General features: G+C 69.9%; 21 protein-coding genes. 11 read left to right on the plus strand and 10 right to left on the minus strand.

Features of this window, described 5'->3' with window-relative positions; genetic code table 11:
* Window positions 1–46 precede the first annotated feature (46 nt).
* A complete protein-coding gene (locus ABT009_RS38430) occupies window positions 47–259 on the plus strand; it encodes a hypothetical protein (RefSeq protein WP_351305814.1) in 213 nt (70 codons plus the stop codon).
* Window positions 260–337: 78 nt separating this feature from the next.
* Here ABT009_RS38430 and ABT009_RS38435 read toward each other — a convergent pair whose 3' ends face one another.
* Complete coding sequence (locus tag ABT009_RS38435; RefSeq protein WP_351305816.1) at window positions 338–985, minus strand: CGNR zinc finger domain-containing protein; 648 nt, start codon at window positions 983–985, stop codon at window positions 338–340.
* Window positions 986–1,035: 50 nt separating this feature from the next.
* On the opposite strand from ABT009_RS38435, the gene ABT009_RS38440 reads away from it, so the two are divergent.
* Window positions 1,036–1,932 carry a ketopantoate reductase family protein gene (locus tag ABT009_RS38440; RefSeq protein WP_351305818.1) on the plus strand — a complete coding sequence of 299 codons (897 nt, stop codon included), beginning with the start codon at window positions 1,036–1,038 and terminating at the stop codon, window positions 1,930–1,932.
* An 82-nt stretch (window positions 1,933–2,014) separates the two neighbouring features.
* Here the strand turns inward: ABT009_RS38440 and ABT009_RS38445 are convergent, their stop codons facing one another.
* The 5 genes from ABT009_RS38445 to ABT009_RS38465 all read right to left on the minus strand — a co-directional run bounded on the left by ABT009_RS38445 (window position 2,015) and on the right by ABT009_RS38465 (window position 8,723).
* Entirely contained in the window at window positions 2,015–4,426 is a 2,412-nt protein-coding gene (locus tag ABT009_RS38445; RefSeq protein ID WP_351305820.1) for a DUF8508 domain-containing protein, read from the minus strand.
* 277 nt (window positions 4,427–4,703) lie between these two features.
* Entirely contained in the window at window positions 4,704–5,987 is a 1,284-nt protein-coding gene (locus ABT009_RS38450) for an MFS transporter (protein WP_351305822.1), read from the minus strand.
* Window positions 5,988–6,255: 268 nt separating this feature from the next.
* Entirely contained in the window at window positions 6,256–6,858 is a 603-nt protein-coding gene (locus ABT009_RS38455) for a signal peptidase I (protein ID WP_351305824.1), read from the minus strand.
* Complete coding sequence (locus tag ABT009_RS38460; protein WP_351305825.1) at window positions 6,859–7,452, minus strand: hypothetical protein; 594 nt, start codon at window positions 7,450–7,452, stop codon at window positions 6,859–6,861.
* A gap of 128 nt (window positions 7,453–7,580) precedes the next feature.
* Entirely contained in the window at window positions 7,581–8,723 is a 1,143-nt protein-coding gene (locus tag ABT009_RS38465) for an RCC1 domain-containing protein (protein ID WP_351305827.1), read from the minus strand.
* Window positions 8,724–9,067: 344 nt separating this feature from the next.
* Between ABT009_RS38465 and ABT009_RS38470 the strand changes: the two genes are divergently transcribed.
* The 6 genes from ABT009_RS38470 (at window position 9,068) to ABT009_RS38495 (ending at window position 14,925) form a co-directional block, all read left to right on the plus strand.
* Window positions 9,068–9,589 carry a DinB family protein gene (locus ABT009_RS38470; protein ID WP_351305829.1) on the plus strand — a complete coding sequence of 174 codons (522 nt, stop codon included), beginning with the start codon at window positions 9,068–9,070 and terminating at the stop codon, window positions 9,587–9,589.
* Window positions 9,586–10,623: a hypothetical protein gene (locus ABT009_RS38475; protein ID WP_351305831.1), complete on the plus strand. Its 1,038-nt coding sequence runs from the start codon at window positions 9,586–9,588 to the stop codon at window positions 10,621–10,623. Before ABT009_RS38470 ends, ABT009_RS38475 begins: the two co-directional genes overlap by 4 nt.
* 19 nt (window positions 10,624–10,642) lie before the next feature.
* The gene (locus ABT009_RS38480; RefSeq protein WP_351305833.1) at window positions 10,643–11,134 is read left to right on the plus strand and encodes a GNAT family N-acetyltransferase; all 492 of its coding nucleotides are present in this window, start codon (window positions 10,643–10,645) and stop codon (window positions 11,132–11,134) included.
* A gap of 219 nt (window positions 11,135–11,353) precedes the next feature.
* Window positions 11,354–12,736, plus strand: coding sequence for an MFS transporter (locus ABT009_RS38485; RefSeq protein ID WP_351305917.1), 1,383 nt, complete (start codon window positions 11,354–11,356; stop codon window positions 12,734–12,736).
* 102 nt (window positions 12,737–12,838) lie between these two features.
* Window positions 12,839–13,555, plus strand: coding sequence for a response regulator transcription factor (locus ABT009_RS38490; protein ID WP_351305834.1), 717 nt, complete (start codon window positions 12,839–12,841; stop codon window positions 13,553–13,555).
* Window positions 13,552–14,925: a HAMP domain-containing sensor histidine kinase gene (locus tag ABT009_RS38495; RefSeq protein WP_351305836.1), complete on the plus strand. Its 1,374-nt coding sequence runs from the start codon at window positions 13,552–13,554 to the stop codon at window positions 14,923–14,925. Before ABT009_RS38490 ends, ABT009_RS38495 begins: the two co-directional genes overlap by 4 nt.
* A gap of 46 nt (window positions 14,926–14,971) precedes the next feature.
* Here the strand turns inward: ABT009_RS38495 and ABT009_RS38500 are convergent, their stop codons facing one another.
* The gene (locus ABT009_RS38500; protein ID WP_351305838.1) at window positions 14,972–15,943 is read right to left on the minus strand and encodes a TAXI family TRAP transporter solute-binding subunit; all 972 of its coding nucleotides are present in this window, start codon (window positions 15,941–15,943) and stop codon (window positions 14,972–14,974) included.
* 87 nt (window positions 15,944–16,030) lie between these two features.
* On the opposite strand from ABT009_RS38500, the gene ABT009_RS38505 reads away from it, so the two are divergent.
* A complete protein-coding gene (locus tag ABT009_RS38505) occupies window positions 16,031–16,741 on the plus strand; it encodes a 4'-phosphopantetheinyl transferase family protein (protein ID WP_351305840.1) in 711 nt (236 codons plus the stop codon).
* Entirely contained in the window at window positions 16,692–16,940 is a 249-nt protein-coding gene (locus ABT009_RS38510) for a CGNR zinc finger domain-containing protein (protein WP_351305842.1), read from the plus strand. Before ABT009_RS38505 ends, ABT009_RS38510 begins: the two co-directional genes overlap by 50 nt.
* A 52-nt stretch (window positions 16,941–16,992) precedes the next feature.
* Here the strand turns inward: ABT009_RS38510 and ABT009_RS38515 are convergent, their stop codons facing one another.
* Entirely contained in the window at window positions 16,993–17,775 is a 783-nt protein-coding gene (locus ABT009_RS38515; protein WP_351305844.1) for an SGNH/GDSL hydrolase family protein, read from the minus strand.
* Window positions 17,762–18,331, minus strand: coding sequence for a PadR family transcriptional regulator (locus tag ABT009_RS38520; RefSeq protein WP_351305846.1), 570 nt, complete (start codon window positions 18,329–18,331; stop codon window positions 17,762–17,764). Before ABT009_RS38520 ends, ABT009_RS38515 begins: the two co-directional genes overlap by 14 nt.
* A gap of 113 nt (window positions 18,332–18,444) precedes the next feature.
* Between ABT009_RS38520 and ABT009_RS38525 the strand changes: the two genes are divergently transcribed.
* On the plus strand, window positions 18,445–18,876 hold the full coding sequence (locus ABT009_RS38525) for a nuclear transport factor 2 family protein (protein ID WP_351305848.1): 432 nt from the start codon (window positions 18,445–18,447) through the stop codon (window positions 18,874–18,876).
* 41 nt (window positions 18,877–18,917) lie between these two features.
* On the opposite strand, the gene sbnA is transcribed toward ABT009_RS38525, so the two are convergent.
* A complete protein-coding gene (gene sbnA / locus ABT009_RS38530; RefSeq protein WP_351305850.1) occupies window positions 18,918–19,925 on the minus strand; it encodes a 2,3-diaminopropionate biosynthesis protein SbnA in 1,008 nt (335 codons plus the stop codon).
* Window positions 19,926–19,990 lie beyond the last annotated feature (65 nt).

Here is a 19,990-nt window from a genome sequence, read left to right on the forward strand (position 1 = left end):
TACTGCGGGAAGCCGGACCTGCGTAGTCGTCCGGCACGCAGAGTGATTGTTCGAGGTGGTGCTGGCGCTGTTTCGCGTGGCTGGGCAACGTGGTGCGGGCCGACTCGGGAGCGCTGTTTCACCGTGCTGGTGGCGGGTGGTGCTGGTCGCGTCACTGACGGTGCCGGAGGTCTACGCCGATGCGGCAGGCGGCATGTCGGGACTGAGGGTGCCGACCTTCACCTCGGTCCAGGGATGGGAGCTGCTGCTGGTGTGCTGAGTTGCGGTGAGTCTTGGTGACTATCAGTGAGTCTCGGGGTCGGTGCGGGGCTGGGGGCGGATTCCCTGCACCGTCAGATCAGAACGTGGACAGCCCCTCGACAGGATCTTCGTGGGTCTTCTGGTCGCGGGGTCGATTCCGTTGCCGCTCCCGGTAGTTCGCGGCCCGCTCCTTGCCTCCGCAGGCAGTACTGGAACACCAGCGCCGCTTGCCGGGGCGGCTGAGGTCGACGAACAGCAGTGAGCACTCGGCACTCTCGCATTCCCGCATCCGCTCGGCCTCCGGGCCGGTGAACAACTCGATCGCGTCCCGCGCCAGGGTGCTGAGGGCGGCCCCCTCGGCGCCGGCGGCCGGGACGGCGAGCGTCGCGGCTCTGCCGCGCATGCGCGGGATCAGCGGAGGCTCGGCCGCGGCCGCGTTGAGTGTCTCCTCGTCCGCCGGATCGGGGGACCGGCCCGCAATCAGCGCCTTGGCTGCCCGGTAGACGGCCTCGCGCGCGGTGCGGGCTCGCGTGAGGCCCGCCTCCGTCACCGGAACCGCGTCGTCGAGAAGCCCCGCCTCGACGTACCAGCGCGCCAGGTCGGCGGGCGTCCGCAGTCGCTCGTAGCCGCCGTCGTGCCATCGTGCGCCGACGGTCCCGGCGAAGGCCAGGCAGAGCCGCCCCGAGCGGAACCTGAACTCCAGGTCCGCAGCCGTCGGGGCGTCGAAGGTTGCGCGCTCGATCACGTCACGAGTATAACTCGTGACGATTCACGGTGTCTGAAGCGGGAGGAAGTATGAGCACGTCACGTCCCACGGTCGCTGTGCTGGGGCCGGGCGGGGTCGGAGGCCTCGTGGGTGCACTCCTTGCCCGTGCAGGGCACCGGGTGCTGTGCCTCGCCGGTCCCGACACGGCGGACGCCCTGCGGCGGGACGGCCTCACGGTCCGCAGCGAGCACTTCGGGCAGTTCACCGTGCCGGTCGAGGCGGACACCGTCCTGCGCGAACCGGTGGACGCATGTCTGATCACGGTCAAGGAGACGGCGCTCGGCCCGGCCCTCGACCGCGTCGACAGGGATGCCCTCGGCCCCGGCCTGGTCGTACCGCTGCTCAACGGCATCGAACACCTCGATCTGCTCCGCGAGCGCTACCCCGCCGAACAGGTGGCGGCCGCCACCATCCGCGTGGAGTCCACCCGAACCGCACCAGGGCAGATCGAGCACACCAGCCCCTTCGCCGCCGTAGAACTGGCAAGCCACACCGCGCCGCACGACCGCCTCGACCGTTTTGCCGAGCAACTGCGAGAGGCGGGACTCCAGGTGGTCGTCCGCGACGACGAGACAGCGATGCTCTGGGACAAGCTCGTCTTCCTCGCGCCCTTCGCGCTCCTGACGACACGTCACCGCGCTGACCTCGGCGGGGTACGCACCGATCAGCGGCAGGAGATGCTCACGGTGATCCGCGAGATCACCGCTGTCGCCCGCGCCGCGGGCGCACCGGCCGATGCCGACGCGGTCCTGGGCTTCTTCGACCGCGCACCCGCCACCATGAAGTCCTCCATGCAGCGGGATGCCGAAGCCGGCCGCTCGATCGAGCTGGACGCCATCGCCGGCGCGGTACTCCGCACGGCCAAGGCCCAGGACATCCCTACTCCCACCACTGCCCGGCTCGTGGCGGAGCTGGCCGGCCGCTGACAGACACCGGCCTGGACGTGGACGCCGACGCGGACAGGCGGGCTTGCGGTAGTTGCATCGCCGGCCCGCCTGACCGCAGTCGTTACTTCTTGTAGCTCTTGACGTCGAAGCGGACGATCTGCGGGTCGTGGTCGCTCGCTTGGTCGGCGAACTCCGCGTTGATGTGGACCACGTCGTAGTCGTAGCTCTTGATGGCCGGCGACGTCAGGATGTGGTCGAGGGACTGCGAGTTGCCGTCGTAGACGTAGGTGTACCGTTCGTCGGCCGGCAGCGTGTTGAGCAGGTCCGTCAGGACCTTGCCGTCGTCGGTGAGGGTCTTGACCGCGGGCGAGAACTCGAAGTCGTTGAGGTCGCCGAGTACGACGATCTGGGCGGCGGAGTCGGCGGCCAGCAGGGAGTCGACGAAGGAGTTCACCTCGGCCGCCTGCGCCTTGCGCTGCGTCTCCGAGCTACGGGTGGGCTCCTGGTAGCGGCCGTGCAGGGGCTGGTCTCCGCCCTTGGAGTTGAAGTGGTTGGCGACGACGAAGACCGACTCGCCGCGGAACTTGAACTCGCCCGCCAGCGGCTTGCGGCTGCTGTCCCAGGCGTCACTGGTCGGGTCGATGCGACCCGGAGACGCGGAGAGCTCGACGCCGTGCTTGGTCTTGACGGCGGAGACGGCGGTCGTGGCGTCGCCGCCCGCGCGGTCGACGAAGGTGACGCGCTCGGGGTTGTAGAGGAAGACCTGGCGGATGTTGCCGCCGGGCTCGCCGCCGTCGGTGTCGTTCTGGGGGTCGATGGAACGCCACGAGTAGGTGGGACCGCCGGCCGCGGCGATGGCGTCCACGAACTTCTGAACGGTTTGGTCGCTGGCGACGACGCCGTCGTCCGTCGCACCGTCGTTGTCCTGGATCTCCTCCAGGGCGACGATGTCGGGGGAGTTGAGGTTGTCGGCGATGCCCTCGGCGAGGCGGGCGAACTTCTCGTCGCTGTCGCTCGGATCGAGGTTCTCCACGTTGTACGTGGCGACCGCGAGCTCCTCCTCGGTCTGCTTGCGCGTGACTTCCCGCTGCAGGCCGTTGTCGACGGCGGTGCCGAGGCCCTCGGCGGAGGTGGCGAGCAGGTATCCGCCGAAGGAGGAGTAGTCGACCGGTCCGGTGGTGGTGCCGGACAGCTCGTCGCCGACGTCGAGCGTGGGGGCGTCGGTGCCGTCGACGGTGGTGATCTCGATGCGTCCGGTGTTCTGCTGGTCGTAGGCGCCGTAGACGGTGCCGCCGCGCAGGGTCGGATGCTCGTCTGGCTTGGCGGTGACGAACAGTTCGCCGAAGGAGTTGGTCGCGCCGACCACCCGGGCGTCGCTCACCTCGGCGCGCATGCCCTCGATGGACTCATAGAAGTCCTGTGAATACGTGGTCGGTTGGAGAGCGAGCGACTCGATGCTGCCGCCGTCGGCGGTGGGGCTGTACGCGTCGGGGATCGAGTCGGCGTCGAGAACGACCGCGTCCGGGAGGGCGTTGCCGGTGGAGAGCGTGGTGGAGACCGGGCTGGTGAGTTCGGTGACCGACTGGGTGGTGGAGGACGGGTAGTACTCCGAGACCTTGCCCGTGACCAGGACCGAGTCGCCGACGGAGACGGTCGGGGCTGACGAGGTGTAGACGAAGAGGCCCTCGCTGGTGGCGTCGTTCGCGTCCGGATTCGGGTCCTGGATCCAGTAGCCCTTGCTGCCGGTGGTACGGACGGCGGTGACGATGCCCGGCACGCCCGTCACCATCTGGCCCTTGAGTGGGGAGATGCGGGTGGTGCCCTGGATGTCGTGGATCCGGAACGCGCCCGGCTCGGCGGGACCGGAAGTACCGCCGCCGCTGCCGCCCGCGGTCTCGCCCGCGCTGTTGGTGGGGGTGGGCGTACCGGCCGTGAAGTCCGCGGAGTTGTCGTCGGTGTCGGTGAGCGAGGCGGCTCGGGAGACGGAGGTGGTGTTGCTCGCGGTCGGGGCGGCGGTCCCTTCGCGGACGACCGCCGTGCCGTACCCGACGAGGTCCACCACGTTGGGGTCGGCCGCGCAGTCGGCGACCGTTTTGCAGGTCAGGGCGGTGGCCGACTTGACCAGGGCGACCGTGCCGCTGGCGGCGGCCATGGAGATGCTGCCGCTCGCGTCGGCTGCGGGCAGCGCCGTGGTGCCGCCGCTGCCGGCGGCCTCGGAGACCAGATACGTCCCGCCTGCGGCGAGCGAACCGGTGAGGCGGGTGACCTGCCACTGCGAGCCGGCGCTGGGGGAGGCGGGAAGGTACTGGACGCTGTAGCCGTCCAGCGTGTACGCGCTCGTCGAGCGGTTGGCCAGCTCGACGAAGTCCCTCGTCAGGGTCGCGCCGGAGTTGCCGCCACCGCCGTACACCTCCGAGATCACGGCCGAGGAGGAGCTCGCGTACGCGACCGGCAGCGGCGTCAGAACCAGTGAACCGGTCACGGTGGCGAGGCCGGTGGATATCAGGGCGATGCGTCTGAGTGGGTAGGGCACGAGGTGACTCTCCGTCCGATCAGCGCGCGTGCGTGCGCGGCAGCATGCCGGTTGCAGCATGAGTAATGCGATTGAGGGACGTTACGCGCGTAGAAAGGTGCCGGACAAGAGCCGCGCGGTTAAATCTGTGGATCCCGTGAGAAGAAAGGAACTTCTCGGGTTTGTCTGTGCGTCAGCTGAGAAACGACGGGTGGCAGCCAGCCTGCGGGACGATGAACTGGCCGCGATTTGCGACGGGTTGCGCGAGACCGCGGTTCTGCCGGCAGCGCGCTTGCAGTCAGTCGTGGCCAACTGAACGCTCCGGACGGGGCCGGCGGACCGGCGTGAGCAGGGCCAGCCCCGCGATGAGCAGGCAGCATGCGCCGGCGGCCACCCCCACCGGGGCCGTGCCATGGCGTTGCGCGGCCCAGGTGAGAACGGCTGCGCCGACCGGGGCTGCCGAGTAGTGGATGGTCCAGAACGCCGAGGTGACCCGTCCCAGCAGGTGCTCGGGGGTGACTTCCTGGCGCAGGGACATCGAGCATGTTCCCGCCATGGCGGTGCAGCCCAGGAACGTCGCGGTCAGGCCGGCGACGCCTGCCACGCTGCCGGCCCAGCCGATGCCCGCCACGGCGAGTCCGCAGACCGCGACGTTGCCGATCCACGTCGCACCGAAGCCGAGCCTGCGGCGGACCGGGGCCACGAGCAGGGCCCCGGTGATCGTGCCCAACGCCCCGGCCGCGAAGACGGTCCCGACCGTGCCGTCGCTCTGGCCGAGATCGTGCTTGAGGTGGTAGATGAGCAGGTCGTTCAGGCCGAGAGTCAGAAAACTGAAGAACGACAGAAGGATCGTCAGGGCTCGTAGCACGGGATGCCGGCGCAGGAAGGACACCCCGGCGAGCAGGTCCTTCCACAGCGTCTGCCATGCCGATTCCGCTTCCGACGCCTGGGTGCTCCGAGTTGCCCGTGTGCCGCCCCGGAACCGCACGAAGCCCAGGCAGCACGCGGACACGCCGAAGCTTGCCGCATCCACGCCGATTGCTGCTGCCGGGCCGAAGCGGGCCGCCACAATGCCCGCGCACAACGGGCCGACCACTCCGGCCGCCGCGGCCGTCGCATTCAGCCTGCCGTTGGCCTCCGTGATCCGGTCTCCGCTCACCAGGCTCCGCACGACGGTGACATAGGTGACGGAGAACAGCATCCCGACCGCCTCGCACAGCGGCAGGAGAACGTAGAGCAACCAGATCTGCGGGGCGAACGTCCACACCAGCGGTATCAGGGCGTACAGCACCATCCGGACCACGTCGCATGCGATCAGCAGCTTCCTGCGGTCCATCCGGTCCACCACGACCCCGGCGAACACCCCTGCCAGGAGCGAGGCCGCGCCGGCGACGGCGGTCAGCAACCCCATCTGCGCCACGGATCCCGTCGCGTGCAGCACCAGCAGCGGCAGCGCGATCAGGGCGAAGGAGTCTCCGACGACCGAGAGCGTCTGCGCGGTCCAGAAGACACCGAAGTCGCGGTCACGCCACAGCGGGCGTGACCCCTCCGGTAACGGCTCGTCAGCGGCGAGTTCGGACATGACGAGGAGCGTAAGGCGATGGCGGGCTCCGGAGGACGTCGAAAGCCCGCCATGGTGCCGCTGCGACATGGGTGTGGGCGGGCGATCGTGATCCGGCTCGCTCGTGCGGAGCGCGGGGATCATACTTCTCCGGCGACACGGTCGCCCTCTACCGAACCCGCAGCGACGACTGGGCGGGCCGGTGGTGGCGCACCCTGAGCACCTGCGCACCTGCGCACCTGGCGGCTGCCGCGCTGAGCCATCGGTTATGGAGGAGCTGAATCATCGGTCACGGAGGAGGCGGAGAGGCCCCGACTCGGTCGACATCGAGCGGGGTCGTCTCCGATCCGCGCACCGGGGCGTTTTCGGCCGGCTGCGTGAGGCTGCTCCGACTCGGTCGTACCGGGCTGAGTGTCGCCAGCCGGGTCATGACTGCCAGTGCGAGGAGTGAGGCGGCGACGACTCCGTAGTCGCCCTGCCGCGAGTATGCGACGGGCAGGCCGATCTCGGGCACGCGCAGCCGCCCGAGGCCGAGGACCGAGGACGGCGGTACGGGGGTGGAGTCGACGGCGGGATTGTTGTCGCCGGCGGTGATGAGGCTGCCGTCGCGGAGGACTTTGCCGACGCGGTGGATGAGCAGACGCGGCGGCCTGGCGGGGTCGACCACGACGACGACCTGACCGCTCTTGGGCGTGCGGCCGCGCATCGGCTGGTAGACGACGACGTCTCCCGGCGTCAGGTGCGGACGCATGGAGCCGCCGAGGACGACGGTCGCATGCCAGCCGAGTACAAGGCCGGGCGCGTGGGCCCAGATCAGCAGACCGGCTGCCGTGCTGAGCCCGATGCGCGCCGCGATGACCGTGAGGAGCCGAAGCCAGGAACTGAGGGGCATCTAGGCGGTCTGGGCTTCCCAGGTGAAGTTGACGTTGGGCGTGGAGCCGCCCTGGGTGGAGTCGGGGGCGGTGGCGCTGAACGTCCAGGTGACGCGGAAGGTCTTGGTCTGGGGCGGGTTTCCGGGCATCGCCCAGGGCCCGATGCCGTTGGCGTAGTTGGTACGGGTGGTGGTCAGGTTCTCGAGGGTGCCGGTGTAGTCGACGGCGCCGGCCGGGGTGAAGCCGGTGCAGGAGTCGAACGATCCACCCGTGCCGTCCTCGACCGTGACGTTGATGTAGGGGCTGATGTCATTGGCCGGCGGGTTCGCCGTGGACGTGTAGAGCTTGATGTTCGTCGGGCTGGTCGCCTGGGACGTGATGGCGATGCACCTCGTCCCCGTGTCACCGGGCGTGATGTTCGTCAGGTTGAACATGGGCTGGCCGTTGCTGTCGTTGGTCAGGTTGACCGACCCCGCCGTCCAGGAGGTCCCGGAGCTGGTCGTCCGTCCCGAGAACGCGGCGTGGGATGCCTGCCAGACCAGAGCACCGCTCAGAACAAGACCGACCGGAACGGGCACTACGTAGGCTGCCAAAGTGAGCGGGGATTTCCGCATGTCCGTGGTCACTCCGTTTCTCTGCGTCTTCGATCGATGTTCTGCTTTGGACTCAGCGGACCTCTCTGTCGTGCGCCACCGGAGCGCACTGGACCCGTCCGGCTCCTCCTGGTTGCTGCGGGGAGCTGTCACCCCACCGACTGGTTGCTGTAGGAGTTGGAGCCTGTCCTCATCGGGCGCGCCTTGAGGCCGGGAACCTGGGTGGGCGTGTTGCGGGCGGTCGTGTCGCCCAGGCTGAGCTGACCGTCGGCGTTGGCTCCCCAGCAGAAGACGTTGTTCCCGGTGCGCACGGCGCAGGTGTGCGCCCGGCCGGCCGAGATGGTCGCCCAATGGGTGTCGGTGTCCACCCGGATGGGGTTGTTGCGGTCGGTCGTGTCACCGATCCCGAGCTGACCGCTGGCATTGCGCCCCCAGCACCACAGTGTTCCGTCCAGCCGGGTGGCGCAGGTATGAAGGCGTCCCGCGGCGACGGATGCCCAGTTGGCGCCGCTGCCGACCTCGGTCGGGTTGGTGCGGTCCACATTGTCGCCTTGGCCGAGCTGGCCGTAGACGTTCTCCCCCCAGCACCACAGCGTCCGGTCCATCCGCGCACCGCACGTGTGCGTATAGCTTGCGGCGATGTCGGCCCAGGCAGCGGTACCGACCCGCGTCGGGACCGTGCGGTTGACGTTGTCGCCGAGGCCGAGCTGATAGGAGGCGTTCCGCCCCCAGCACCACAGGGTGCGGTCGTTGCGGATGCCGCAGGTGTACTCGAACCCCGCCGTGAGGGCCACCCAGTCGGACGCGGTGCCGACCTGGACCGGGGTGTTGCGGTTGACGAGATCACCCACGCCGAGCTGCCCCGAGTTGTTCCTGCCCCAGCAGTACAGCGTCCCGCTCGCCCGGGTCGCACAGGTGTGAGTCTCCCCGACGGCGATCGCTGCCCAGGTCGTACTGACGCCGACCTGCGTCAGCGCGACACGCTGATTGTTGTCGCCGAGCCCCAGCTGACCGTGATTGTTCATCCCTGCACACCACAGGGAGTCCTGACGGACGGCACAGGAATGGTTGGGGCCCACCGCCACTCGTTGCCAGTCGCTGAACGTACCTACCTGCGTACGGCTCAAGCGGTCGTTCTTGTCCCCGAGACCCAGCTGCCCCGAGGCGTTGTCTCCCCACGCGTACAGCTTGCCGATGCCGAATTCGTCGGCCGACTTCGCGGCGCTCGCGGGTGCAGTGGATTTGCCGGAGAGTTCGGCGGAAGCTCCTGGAACCAGGGCAAGTGTCGCCATTCCCATGCCCGTACACAGCAGCACCGCCAGGGACCTGAACCCCACTCCACCTCGGCTGTCGGCACGCATTCGGGCACGTCGGAGCAAGTGCAGCAGAACTCTCACACCGTCAGCTTCGGCGGATTCAACCACGACTTTTAGCCATCGGCGCGCGGTGCGTTCATTCGGTCTCCCACTGTTCGGGCGAATGGGATTCGTTTCCGGAAAGCGGAGTTCAGCGAGACGGCAATCCGCATCGGCGCGGTACGACCGTGGAGAGTCGTCGACTGCGGCGCCGGCCGGGACTGACAGCGAGCCGCCGGGTAGTGTCAGGCTGGTAGGCCGTCAGGAGATGGGGGATCGCGTTGAAGGCCGACGAAAGCAGGTGGCAGGACCTGACGCTTCGGCTCTTTCGCCGGATCCGCAGCGATCTTGCCGAGGCCGTTGAAGGCACCGGCACTGTCGAGTTGGACCAGCGAATACTGCCGGGTTCCAACAGCGTCGGCTGGCTCGCATGGCATATCGCGAGAGGGCAGGACCGGAATCTGTCCGAGATCGCGGGCAGCCCGCAGCTGTGGCTCTCCGACGGCTGGGCCGCCCGCTTCAACCGCCCTGCGGACCCATGCGACACCGGCTTCGGCCATTCGCCCGCACAGGCTGCCGCCTTTCGGAGTCCGCCCGTCGACTCGCTGCTCGCCTACCAGGCCGCCGCCCACGGACTTGCGGAGCGCTACTTGGCGACGGCGCCGGATGACGGTCTCGGCCGGATCGTCGTCAGCTCCACGCTGGGGAACACGCACACGGTGGAGGAGCGATTGAGCGGCCTGCTACGGGACTGCTTCGCGCACACGGGGCAGATCGCTCTGCTGCGAGGTTGCGGTCGGTGAAGCTCGGGTCGGCACGTTCCGCCGCGGTCCAGTGGGTCGGCGAGTATGCCGAATCCGACGCCGGCTACCGGGGTGCGTACTTCAGCGGCTCGACGGTCGGGCTGCCGGACGACGCCGAGCTGCCGTCATCCTCCGACGTCGACATCTTCATCGTCACAGATCAGGACCCTCCGCGGGCCAAGCCGGGCAAGCTCCGCCACCAAGGCGCCCTGCTGGAAGTCAGCTACCTGCCCTGGGCAGAGCTTGTGTCCGCCGACGACGTCCTCACGTCCTACCACCTGGCTGCCAGCCTCCGCGCCGGGGCGATCATCGACGATCCCACCGGCCGTCTACGCGAGCTGCACCAGGACATCTCGAACCGTTTCGCCGCCCGGCCCTGGGTCCGCCGCAGATGCCGGGACGCCCGCCGCCGGATCGAAACCCGCCTCGCCGCGATCGACACCTCGGCGCCGTTCCACGAGCAGGTCACCGCCTGGCTGTTCCCCACAGGCGTGACCTGCCATGTGCTCCTCGTCGCCGCCCTGCGCAACCCCACCGTCCGCCTGCGCTACCTGGCCGCTCGCGAGGTCCTCACCGACTACGGCCACCTCGGCCTCTACCCGGAACTTCTGGGCCTTCTCGGCTGCTCGAACCTGCCCGCGCGGCGCGTCCAGCGCCATCTGCACGAGCTCGCGGCGACGTTCGACGCCAGCGTCGAGGTGGCGAAGACCCCGTTCTTCTTCAGCAGCGACATCAGCGCCGCCGCACGGCCGATCGCCATCGACGGAAGCCAGGCCCTCATCGACTCGGGCAACCACCACGAGGCGGTCTTCTGGATCATCGCGACCTTCGCCCGCTGCCACACCATCCTGGCCACCGACGCTCCCGAGCTGCACGAAGCCCTCGCCCCGGCCTTCCGGGCAGCCGTCGCCGACCTCGGCATCAGCTCCACCCAGGACCTCCTCCACCGGGCCGGGGAGGTCAATCGATTCCTGCCCCGGCTCTGGCAGACGACCGAGGACATCCTGGCCGGCAACCCCGACATCACCGAATAGGGACGGAAGGACGCCGAGCATGTTGAGGTTGGAGCGCCTTCGGGCCGACCATGCGCCTGCCCTGCTGGCTTTCGAGCAGGAGAACCGGCAGTACTTCGCGCGGTCTGTGTCGGACCGAGGGGACGCGTACTTCGTCGAGTTCGCCTCCCGTCACCGTGCCCTGCTCGCCGAGCAGGAAGCCGGCCTGTGTCACTTCCATGTCGTCATGAACGACCAAGGGGACCTGGTCGGCCGCGTCAACCTCGTGGACGTAGAGCACGGGGCCGCCGAACTCGGCTATCGGATCGGCGAGAGCGCCGCGGGCCGGGGGATCGCGACGGCTGCGGTACGGGAGGCGTGCGGCCTTGCTGTTGTGGCGTACCGGCTCTCCGGGCTCTGGGCCGTCACCACTCTCGACAATCGGGCGTCGATGGCCGTGCTCGAACACAACGGGTTCACCGCTGTGGAGGACATCAGGATCAACGGGCGGCCCGGTATCCGGTATCGGCGCCGACTTGTCGCCGATCGCTGAGCACTCCTCGTCAGCAAGGGGAATGGTAAGGGCCCTGCGCGATTCTTAGCGGGACGTTAGATCTCGGTGCCGGACCTTGTACGGGCAGGGCGGCCGCACGCATGCTCATGCCGCACTTCGTCACCAGCGAGGGCCCTCCCCCCAACTCCTCGGGCCCTGCGTGCGTATCCCACCAGGGACCTCTCAACTGGAGCCGCCATGTCTTCTGCTGCCGCCGCCATGCCCGGAACACCGCCCGGGGACGCCCGAGGGAAACGCCGAATCGCCCTCGTCGGAGGGTCGCTGGGCAACCTCGTCGAGTGGTACGACTGGTTCGTCTACGCCAGCTTCGCGATCTACTTCGCCGACTCCTTCTTCCCCGGCGACAACCCGACAACGCAGCTGATGAACACCGCCGGAATCTTCGCGGTCGGCTTCCTGATGCGGCCGGTCGGCGGCTGGGTGCTCGGCCGCGCTGCGGACCGGCACGGACGCAAGAGCGCGCTCACCCTCACCGTCACCATGATGTCGGTGGCCGCCCTGCTGATCGCCGTCGCCCCCACCTACGGCCAGGCCGGCTACTTCGGCGCCGTGGTGCTGCTGCTGGCGCGGCTGCTGCAGGGCATGAGCATCGGCGGCGAGTACGCGGCCAGCGCCACCTACCTGACCGAGGCGTCGGCCCGCAACCGGCGCGGCCTCGGCTCGTCCTTCCAGTACGTGTCGATGACCTGCGGACAGCTCCTCGGCCTCGGCATCCTGATCACGATGCAGCACACCCTGACCACCGCCCAGCTGGAGGACTGGGGCTGGCGGATCCCGTTCGTGCTCGGGGCGCTGTTCGCCGTGGTGGTTTTCTGGATTCGGCGCCGGCTGACGGAGACCGACGCGTTCACCGAGGAGTCGTCCGGTGCGGGCGGCCAGGACACCACGCGCGGCACGCTGAAAGTACTGTGGGAGCACCGGCGCCAGGCGGCGCTGGTCATGGCGCTCACCCTCGGCGGCACGGTGGCTTACTACACGTACACCACCTATCTCACCAAGTACCTGATCGGCAGCGCCGGCATGGCCAAGAACACCGCCACGCTCGTGAGCTTCACCGCGCTCACCGTGTTCGCCGTGCTGCAGCCCTTCGCCGGGCTGCTGTCGGACCGGATCGGCCGCCGCCCGCTGCTGATCACCTTCGCCGTCGGCTGCACCGTCGGCACCTATCCGATCATGACCGCCCTCGGGTCGGCCTCCTCCTACTGGTCGGCGCTGGGCCTGTCGCTGCTCGCCCTGGTGATCGTCACCGGCTACACCTCCATCAACGCCGCCGTGAAGGCGGAGCTCTTCCCGACCCGGGTGCGCGCCCTCGGTGTGGCTCTGCCGTACGCGATCGCCAACGCCCTGTTCGGCGGCACGGCCGAGTATGTCGCGCTGTGGTTCAAGAACGGCGGCCGCGAGACGATGTTCTTCTGGTACGTGTCCGGGTGCGCGCTGGTCTCCCTGGTGACGTACGTGCTGATGCCCGACACCCGGCATGCCGCGCTCAGCCGCGCCGAGGCCGAGAACGACGGCGGAAACGAGGCCGACTCCGCCGCGGCACAGGTTCCGGCACCTGCCGCGGCCGAAGCCGGGCGCTGAGCGGGCCGGGCCCCCGACGGTGACCTGGACTGGCGGCTTTCCGTAAGCTGCGGCCCAGGTCACCAGGCCCGCGAGGGTCGCAAGCGTCACAAGGAAGCCCTAATGCACGCGCTGCTCGTCGAGGACGACGACCGCATGGCCCACGCCCTGGGCACCGCCCTGGCCCAGCGCGGACACACCGTCCGCAGGGTCGGCCGCGCCCTGGACGCCCTGCGGCACGTACGCGAGGCCGAGTTCGTGCTCCTCGACCTCGGCCTGCCCGACCTGGACGGCCTCGAACTCCTGCGGCGCCTGCGCACCGTCTGCGACGCGCCGCTCATCGTGGTCACGGCACGCTGCGAGGAGCGCGACATCGTGCAGGGCCTGCGCGCGGGCGCCGACGACTACGTGGTCAAGCCGTTCCGGATGGCCGAGCTGATCGCCCGTATCGACACCGTGCGCCGCCGCACGGGGATTTCGCACGGCGGCACGGACACCGGGCGTACGGGCGACACCACGTCACCGGTCCGCGTCGGTGACGTGGAGATAGACCTGGGGGGCCGCACCGTGGCGGTGGCGGGGGAGGAAGTACGGCTCACGCGCCGCGAGTTCGACGTGCTCGCGTTCCTCGCCGCGCGCCCTGACCAGGTGCACTCCCGCGAGGAGATCCTCGACCGGATCTGGGGCGACGCCTTCCTCGCCGCCTCCCGATCACTGGACGTGCACGTGGCGGGCATCCGCGCCAAGACCGGCCGCTCCGGACTGGTCCGCACCGTCCGCGGCTTCGGTTACCAGCTCGGTTCCTCGCCCACCCCCGAGAAACGGGACGGCGGGCGATGAGACGCAGACTCCTCGCCGTGCTGATGGTGCTCATGGGCGCCGCGACACTGCTGCTGTCCGTGCCCCTCGCCGACGCCTACGCCCGCGGACGCACCGAGCACCTGCTGCTCCAACGGCGCTCGGACGCCGAACGGTTCGCCGATCTCGCCGACCGCATACGCTCCGAGCCCGACCGCCTGGAACTGCTGGCCGAGATCCGCCGCTACGCCGAGCTGTACGGAGCCGGGGTGGCCGTCGTCGACTCGGCGGGCCGGACCATCGCCCGAGCCGGTTCCGCCCCCGGTGTCATGGGCCAGGAGGCGGACGACGCCCGACGCCGCGCCCTCACGGGCCGCTCCACCGAGCAACTGCCGACCGTACGCCCCTGGGGGCCGGACACCGTCGAACTCGCCGAACCGGTGGGGCGGGACGAGCGGGTGAGCGGCGCCGTCCTGTTGTCCGTACCGACCGACACCGCCCGCCGCGACGTCACCATCCGCTGGTCGCTCATCACCGCCGGCGCCTTCGCCGCCTTCGCGGCCGCGGCCCTGGTCGCCGTGGGCATCACCCGGTGGCTCATGCGCCCGGTCCGCGACCTCGACCGGGCCGTGGAGAACCTGGCCGCCGGCAGCCTCCACGCACGCGCCGTCTCCGGCACCGGACCACCCGAACTACGCAGCCTGCGGCGCCACTTCAACACGATGGCCGAGGCCCTGGCCGACTCCATCGCCCGCCAGCGCGACTTCGTCGCCGACGCCTCCCACCAGCTGCGCAACCCGCTCGCCACCCTGGTGCTGCAGCTCGAGAACGTGGAACCGCACATCGTCCCGGGGCCCGGCCAGGCCGAGCACAGCCGCGCCCTGGACGAGGCGGAGCGGCTGGAGGAACTCCTCGACGGCCTGCTCGCCCTGGCCCGGGTGGAGTCCGCGACGGCTACGCTCACGGACCAAGACGTGTCGCAGGCGGTACGGGAACGGGTCGCTGCCTGGACACCAGTTCTCGAAAGCACCGGGACCGCACTGATCCCCGAGGTCGCCGACGGGCTGCGGGTACGGGCACTGCCGGACGCGGTGGGCCGGATACTCGACGCGCTCCTCGACAACGCCGCCAAGTTCGTACCTTCAGGCGGCCGCGTCGAGGTGCGGGCCGCACCCGCCGGGGACGGGCAGGTCGTGGTGTCCGTCGCGGACGACGGCCCCGGAGTCCCCGAGAACCAGTTGCCCCTGCTGCTCCGGCGCTTCGCCCGATCCCCCGAGCACCAGAACATCGCCGGCAGCGGACTGGGGCTCGCCATCGCCGACGAGATCGCCCGGATCAGCGGCGGCCGGCTGAGCGCTGGCAGCAGCAGCCCGCACGGACTGGCCGTGGAACTCCGGCTGCCTTCCGCGTGACCGCCCAGTCGTACGCTCAGCCGTACTCAGCCGTACTCAGCCGTACTCAGCCGTACACCGACCGGTAGTACGCCTCCGCGCCCGGATGGAGCGGCACCCGACCGGTGGAGATCGCGAACCGCGGCTCCAGCCGCACACCCGCCGTCACCCCTCGCAGCAGCAACTGCCACCGGTCGAACACGACCTGGAGCAGCTCGCGCACCGCAGGCCCGGGCACATCTGCACGCGCCATCAGATAGTTGCCCACCCCGATGGTCGCGACCGGTTCCTTCAGCCCGTACGCCCCGGACGGCAGCGTCACGGCCGTATAGACCGGGCCGTAGCGCTCGCGAAGCGCGCTCACGAACCCGTCGAGCGGCAGGAACCGCAGCGGCAGCTCGCGGGCCAGGGCCGTGAGCGCGGGTGTCGGCACGCCGCCGGACCACATCAGCGCGTCGACCCTGCCCTCGCGCAGCGCGTCGACCGAATCGGCGAGGCCGAGCCGGCGCTCCTGCACGGGTGAGCGGCTGCCGGTCAGCCCCGCTGCCTGCAGCAACCGGCCCGCCAGCACATTGCCGCCAGATCCGGCCGAGCCTGTCGCGACCCGCCGGCCGGCCAGCTCCTTCACCGACCGCACCGGGCCCTCCGCGGGGACGACGAGATGCGCGTAGTTCACATAGACACGAGCCAGCGCGGTCACCTTGGCCGGCCGGGAGAACGGTGCGCGGCCCAGCACGGCGTCCTCCGAGGCGTCCGCCATGGCCAGCGCCAGCTCCGCCGAGCCGTCGTCCAACCGGCGGAGATTGTCCACGCTCGCCGCAGTGCCCACCGGGACTATCTCCAGCCGCTGCCCGCTCGCGGCGACCGCCCCCGCGAGCGCCCTACCGAAGGCGTTGTACGGCCCACCGCGCGGCCCGGTCGCGCACCGCAGCCGCCGCACCGGACCGGAGTCCTCGGCGCACCCGGACAGCAGCGTCGCCGCCACGCCGCCGAGCCCGGTCCTGAGCGCCCGTCGGCGACTCACCTCTGCGCTGGTCACCGCCGAAGGGTAACCGGCATCCGGCGGAACGAGGCGGCCGGGCAGCCGAGTGGTGGACGGCGGCGACGTTCGTATCCTGCGTGTGTGATGGCTGGTGTGGTGTGGCGGCCCGTGGAGCTGCGGGACGGGGGGTGGGAGCAGCCGCTGACGGCGTCGGGGACGGGGGGTCGGCCCGGGTTGTGGCTGGTGCGGGCGGAGGCGTTCAGGACGGTGGTGGCCCGTCTGGCCCATTCGGTGCTGGACGGCGTCGAGACGGAGCGTGCGGCGGCGTTCAGGGAGGCCCGGGACAGGGACACATATCTGGCGGCTCATGTGGGGCTGCGGCTGCTGCTGGGTGCGTATCTCGGCGTCCCGCCTGCCGATGTTCCGCTGGAGCGCCTGCCGTGCCCGATGTGCGAGGAGCCGCACGGGCGTCCCGTGGTGCGCGGCGATCCCGTGCATTTCTCGCTTTCCCACAGCGGTGGGTTGTGCCTGCTGGCTCTCGCGGCGACGCCGGTGGGCGTGGACATCGAGGCGGTCCCCGACCTTGCGGTCGCCGATGAGGTCGGGGCCTGCCTGCACCCGCGGGAGAGCGCCGAGTTGAGTGAGCTGCGGGCGGTGGACAGGCCGGCGGCGTTCGCCCGGGCCTGGGCGCGTAAGGAGGCCTACCTGAAGGGCCTTGGCATGGGGCTGGGACGCGACATGTCACTGGACTACCTGGGTACGGCGACGGGGGCGGCGGCCACGGTGCCGGGCTGGACGATCGGGGATGTGGCGGTGGGCGACGGATACGCCGCCGCGGTCGCCGTTCGGCGCTGAGGAACCGATAGTTCAGCTCGCGGAGGCCGCCGCCGAACTGCTGGCCGATCCGGCGGTCACCAAAATCCGGGAGTGCGAGGCCGAGGACTGCGTGATGCTCTTCCTGGCCGCCCATCCGCGCCGCCGCTGGTGCTCGGCCGCTCGCTGCGGCAACCGGGTGCGCGTCGCCCGCCACTATCAGCGCCACAAGGCCAGATAGCCCGAACGCCCCGCGCCTCCGGGACCACCCTGGCCCGTGCCGCCAGGTGCCCCTATACGGGCAGGAGGTTCGGACGCTTCGCCGTGCGGCCGTCTCCGGACGATCGGCCGCGCAGGCGTCGGCCCAGCCAGGGGCCGAGAAAGGTGGCGGCCCAGCGTAGTTCGGCCGGGACGGCGCGCCATCTGGTCGGCAAGGGTGTTGTGGAAGGGGGCAGGGGGTGTGTCCAGGAGTCGTTGCTGCCGGGCAGGTCGAGGGCGTGAGCGACGGCGGCAGCGATCCGCTCGTGGCCGAGCGGGCCGGCGTGGAGCCGGTCCGTGCTCCACAGGCGGGGGTCCGTGACCACGGGATGGTGGCTTGTCTCGGCGACGGCGACGCCGTGGCGAAGGGCCGCCTGGCGGATACGGTCGTTGAGGGCGGCGACGCGAGGGCTGAGCGGACGCGCCAGTGGGGTGATGCGCGCGACGTCGGGGAAGGTGACGGTGGCGACGCGGGTGCCGCGGGCGGTGAGGGCTGCGAACATCGCCTCCAGGTGGCCGGCGACCTCGTCGGCGTCGAACCGCGGGCGGAGCAGGTCGTTGACCCCGGCGACGACGGTGGCCAGGTCGGGGCGCAGGGCCAGGGCAGGGGCGAGCTGTTCGGAGTGGACGTGGCGTGCCAGGCGCCCGCGCACGGCCAGATTGGCGTAGAGCATCCCGGGATGGTGCAGGGCGAGGTGTTCGGCGAGCCGGTCGGCCCAGCCTCGCAGGCCGACGGTGTCGTCTCCGTCGCCGAGGCCCTCGGTCTGGCTGTCGCCCAGGGCGACATAGCGCAGACGGTGTGCGTCAGTGCCGGGCACGGGCGGCCCTCCTCTCCTTCAGGACGGTGACCACGCTTACGCACCAGTCGCGGTTGCCCTGTTCGAAGGCGAGACCGCGCAGACACGTCAGGTAGGGGCCGATGCGCTCGCCGTGGCGGAGGAACTCCTCTTCGGAGCGTTCGCCCCGCATGGCGCGCAGCAGCTTGCCGAACAGGTCGGCCTTGGCCTGGGCGAACGCGGCGCGCTCGGCGAGCTGCGCGATCAGCGTCTCTGCGTCGACGTGGTCGGCGGCCTGGACCTTGACGACCAGGTCGTCGCGGAGGAAGGAGGGCTTGGCGGCAAGGGCCGTGAAGCGCTCCAGCTCGGCCAGGCCGGCGTCGGTGACCTTGAACAGGCGTTTGTTGGGCCTGGATTCCTGGACCACTTCCCGGCCCGTGATCAGCCCGTCCTGCTCCAGCCGGGGCAGCTCCGCGTACACCTGCTGCGGCTGGGCGTGCCAGAAGTTCGCCACGCCCAGGTCGAACGCCTTGGCCAGCTCGTATCCGCTCAACTCCTCGTCGAGCAGCGCCGCCAGTACGGCGTGCCGCAACGCCATGGGATCGTCGCCTCCTCGTCCTTGCCTCTGTCCGGGGACACGTTCGCATGATACTCATGAATCTGACTAATCAGATTCATGAGTAAGTATGTGCCAGCATCCAAGGAGGAGCCGTGACCACATCGGACCGCTTCCGTGCCGCCGTCGACAGCCGCGACCTCGCCGCACTGGAGGACCTGTTCACCGAGGACATCCGCTTCTACAGCCCCGTGAAGTTCACGCCCTTCGAGGGCAGGCCGATGGTGCTGGGTCTCTTCAGGGTCCTGCTGCGCACGTTCGAGGACTTCCGCTACATCGGCGACTTCACCGGCACGTCCCACACGAGTGCCGAGGGCATTGAGTCGCCCTCGGCGGTGCTGCTGTTCCGGGCCACCGTCGGCGGAAAGCAGATCCACGGCATCGACCTGCTGCACTTCGCTGACGACGGCCGGATCAAGGAGTTCACGGTCATGGTGCGACCGCAGTCCGCCGTCCGCGCCCTGGGCGAGGCGGTCCTTGCCGGGCTGGTCGCCGACGGCCTGGTACCTGCACCGGCCGGTCAGTAACGCCGGCCGGTCGTAGGGGGGTGCGGGCTGCGGGGCCCGGGTCAGGCCACGGGGGCCCGGGTCGCGGGGGAGTGGGCGGCGACTGCCTGCGGGTCGAGTACGTCGTCTCCGTAGAGGTCCTGTACCCAGTTGGTCTGGTAGATGGTTTCGAGGTAGCGCTCGCCGAGGTCGGGAGCGATGGCCACTGCCGTCGGCTGCTGGCGGCGCCCAGAGTGCCGGGCGAGCCACTGGGAGGCGCCGCTGACGACTGTGCCGGTGGAGCCTCCGAAGACGAACCCGCGGCGCGCCAGCTGGTGGCAGGTGCGGATGGTGTCGGCTTCGTTGACGTGGATCACTTCGTCCACGTACGAGTCGTCCAGCAGCGGCGGACGGACGCTGGTGCCGAGGCCGGGGATCATGCGTCGGCCTGGGGTGTCTCCGAAGGTGACGGAGCCTTCACTGTCGATGGCGACGATGTGTACCGGCCTGTGCCAGTCGCGGAAATAGCGCGCGCAGCCCATGAGGGTGCCGGTGGTGCCGGCTCCGACGAAGAGGACGTCGAGGTCGGGGAAGTGGCGGGCGATGGCGGGGGCGGTGGTGCGGTAGTGGGCCATGTGGTTATGGGGATTGCTGTACTGGTTGAGCCATACGTAGCGGTCGTCTGAGGCGCACAGTGCGCGGACGTGGTTGATGCGCGCGGCGAGCAGACCGCCGTCGGGTGCCGGCTCGGTGATGATGTGGATCTGGCTGCCGAGGGCTTCCATGAGCAGCCGGGTGGGCAGGTTGCAGCGGGCGTCGGTCACGCACACGAACCGGTAGCCCTTGCTGGCCGCGATCATGCTCAGGGCCACGCCCAGGTTGCCGGAGGACGATTCGACGAGAATCGAGTCGCTGTTGAGACGGCCGTCGCGTTCGGCGGCCTCGACCATCTCGGCGGCGGCTTTGAGTTTGATGGAACCGGCGAAATTGAATCCTTCACATTTGAGGAACATCCGGTGGCCGATGATCGCCTCGAGGTCGACGTAGAGGTCGTCCTGGTTGAAGGCCTGGGGGGTGGATATGACCGGCACGGTCACCTCCTGGTCTGCGCTGAACCGTCTCGTGCCGCTCGTTTCTGTGAATCGGGCGGCTGACG

The sequence above is a fragment of the Streptomyces sp. NPDC002896 genome (genome assembly GCF_040295225.1).
Classification (GTDB): domain Bacteria; phylum Actinomycetota; class Actinomycetes; order Streptomycetales; family Streptomycetaceae; genus Streptomyces.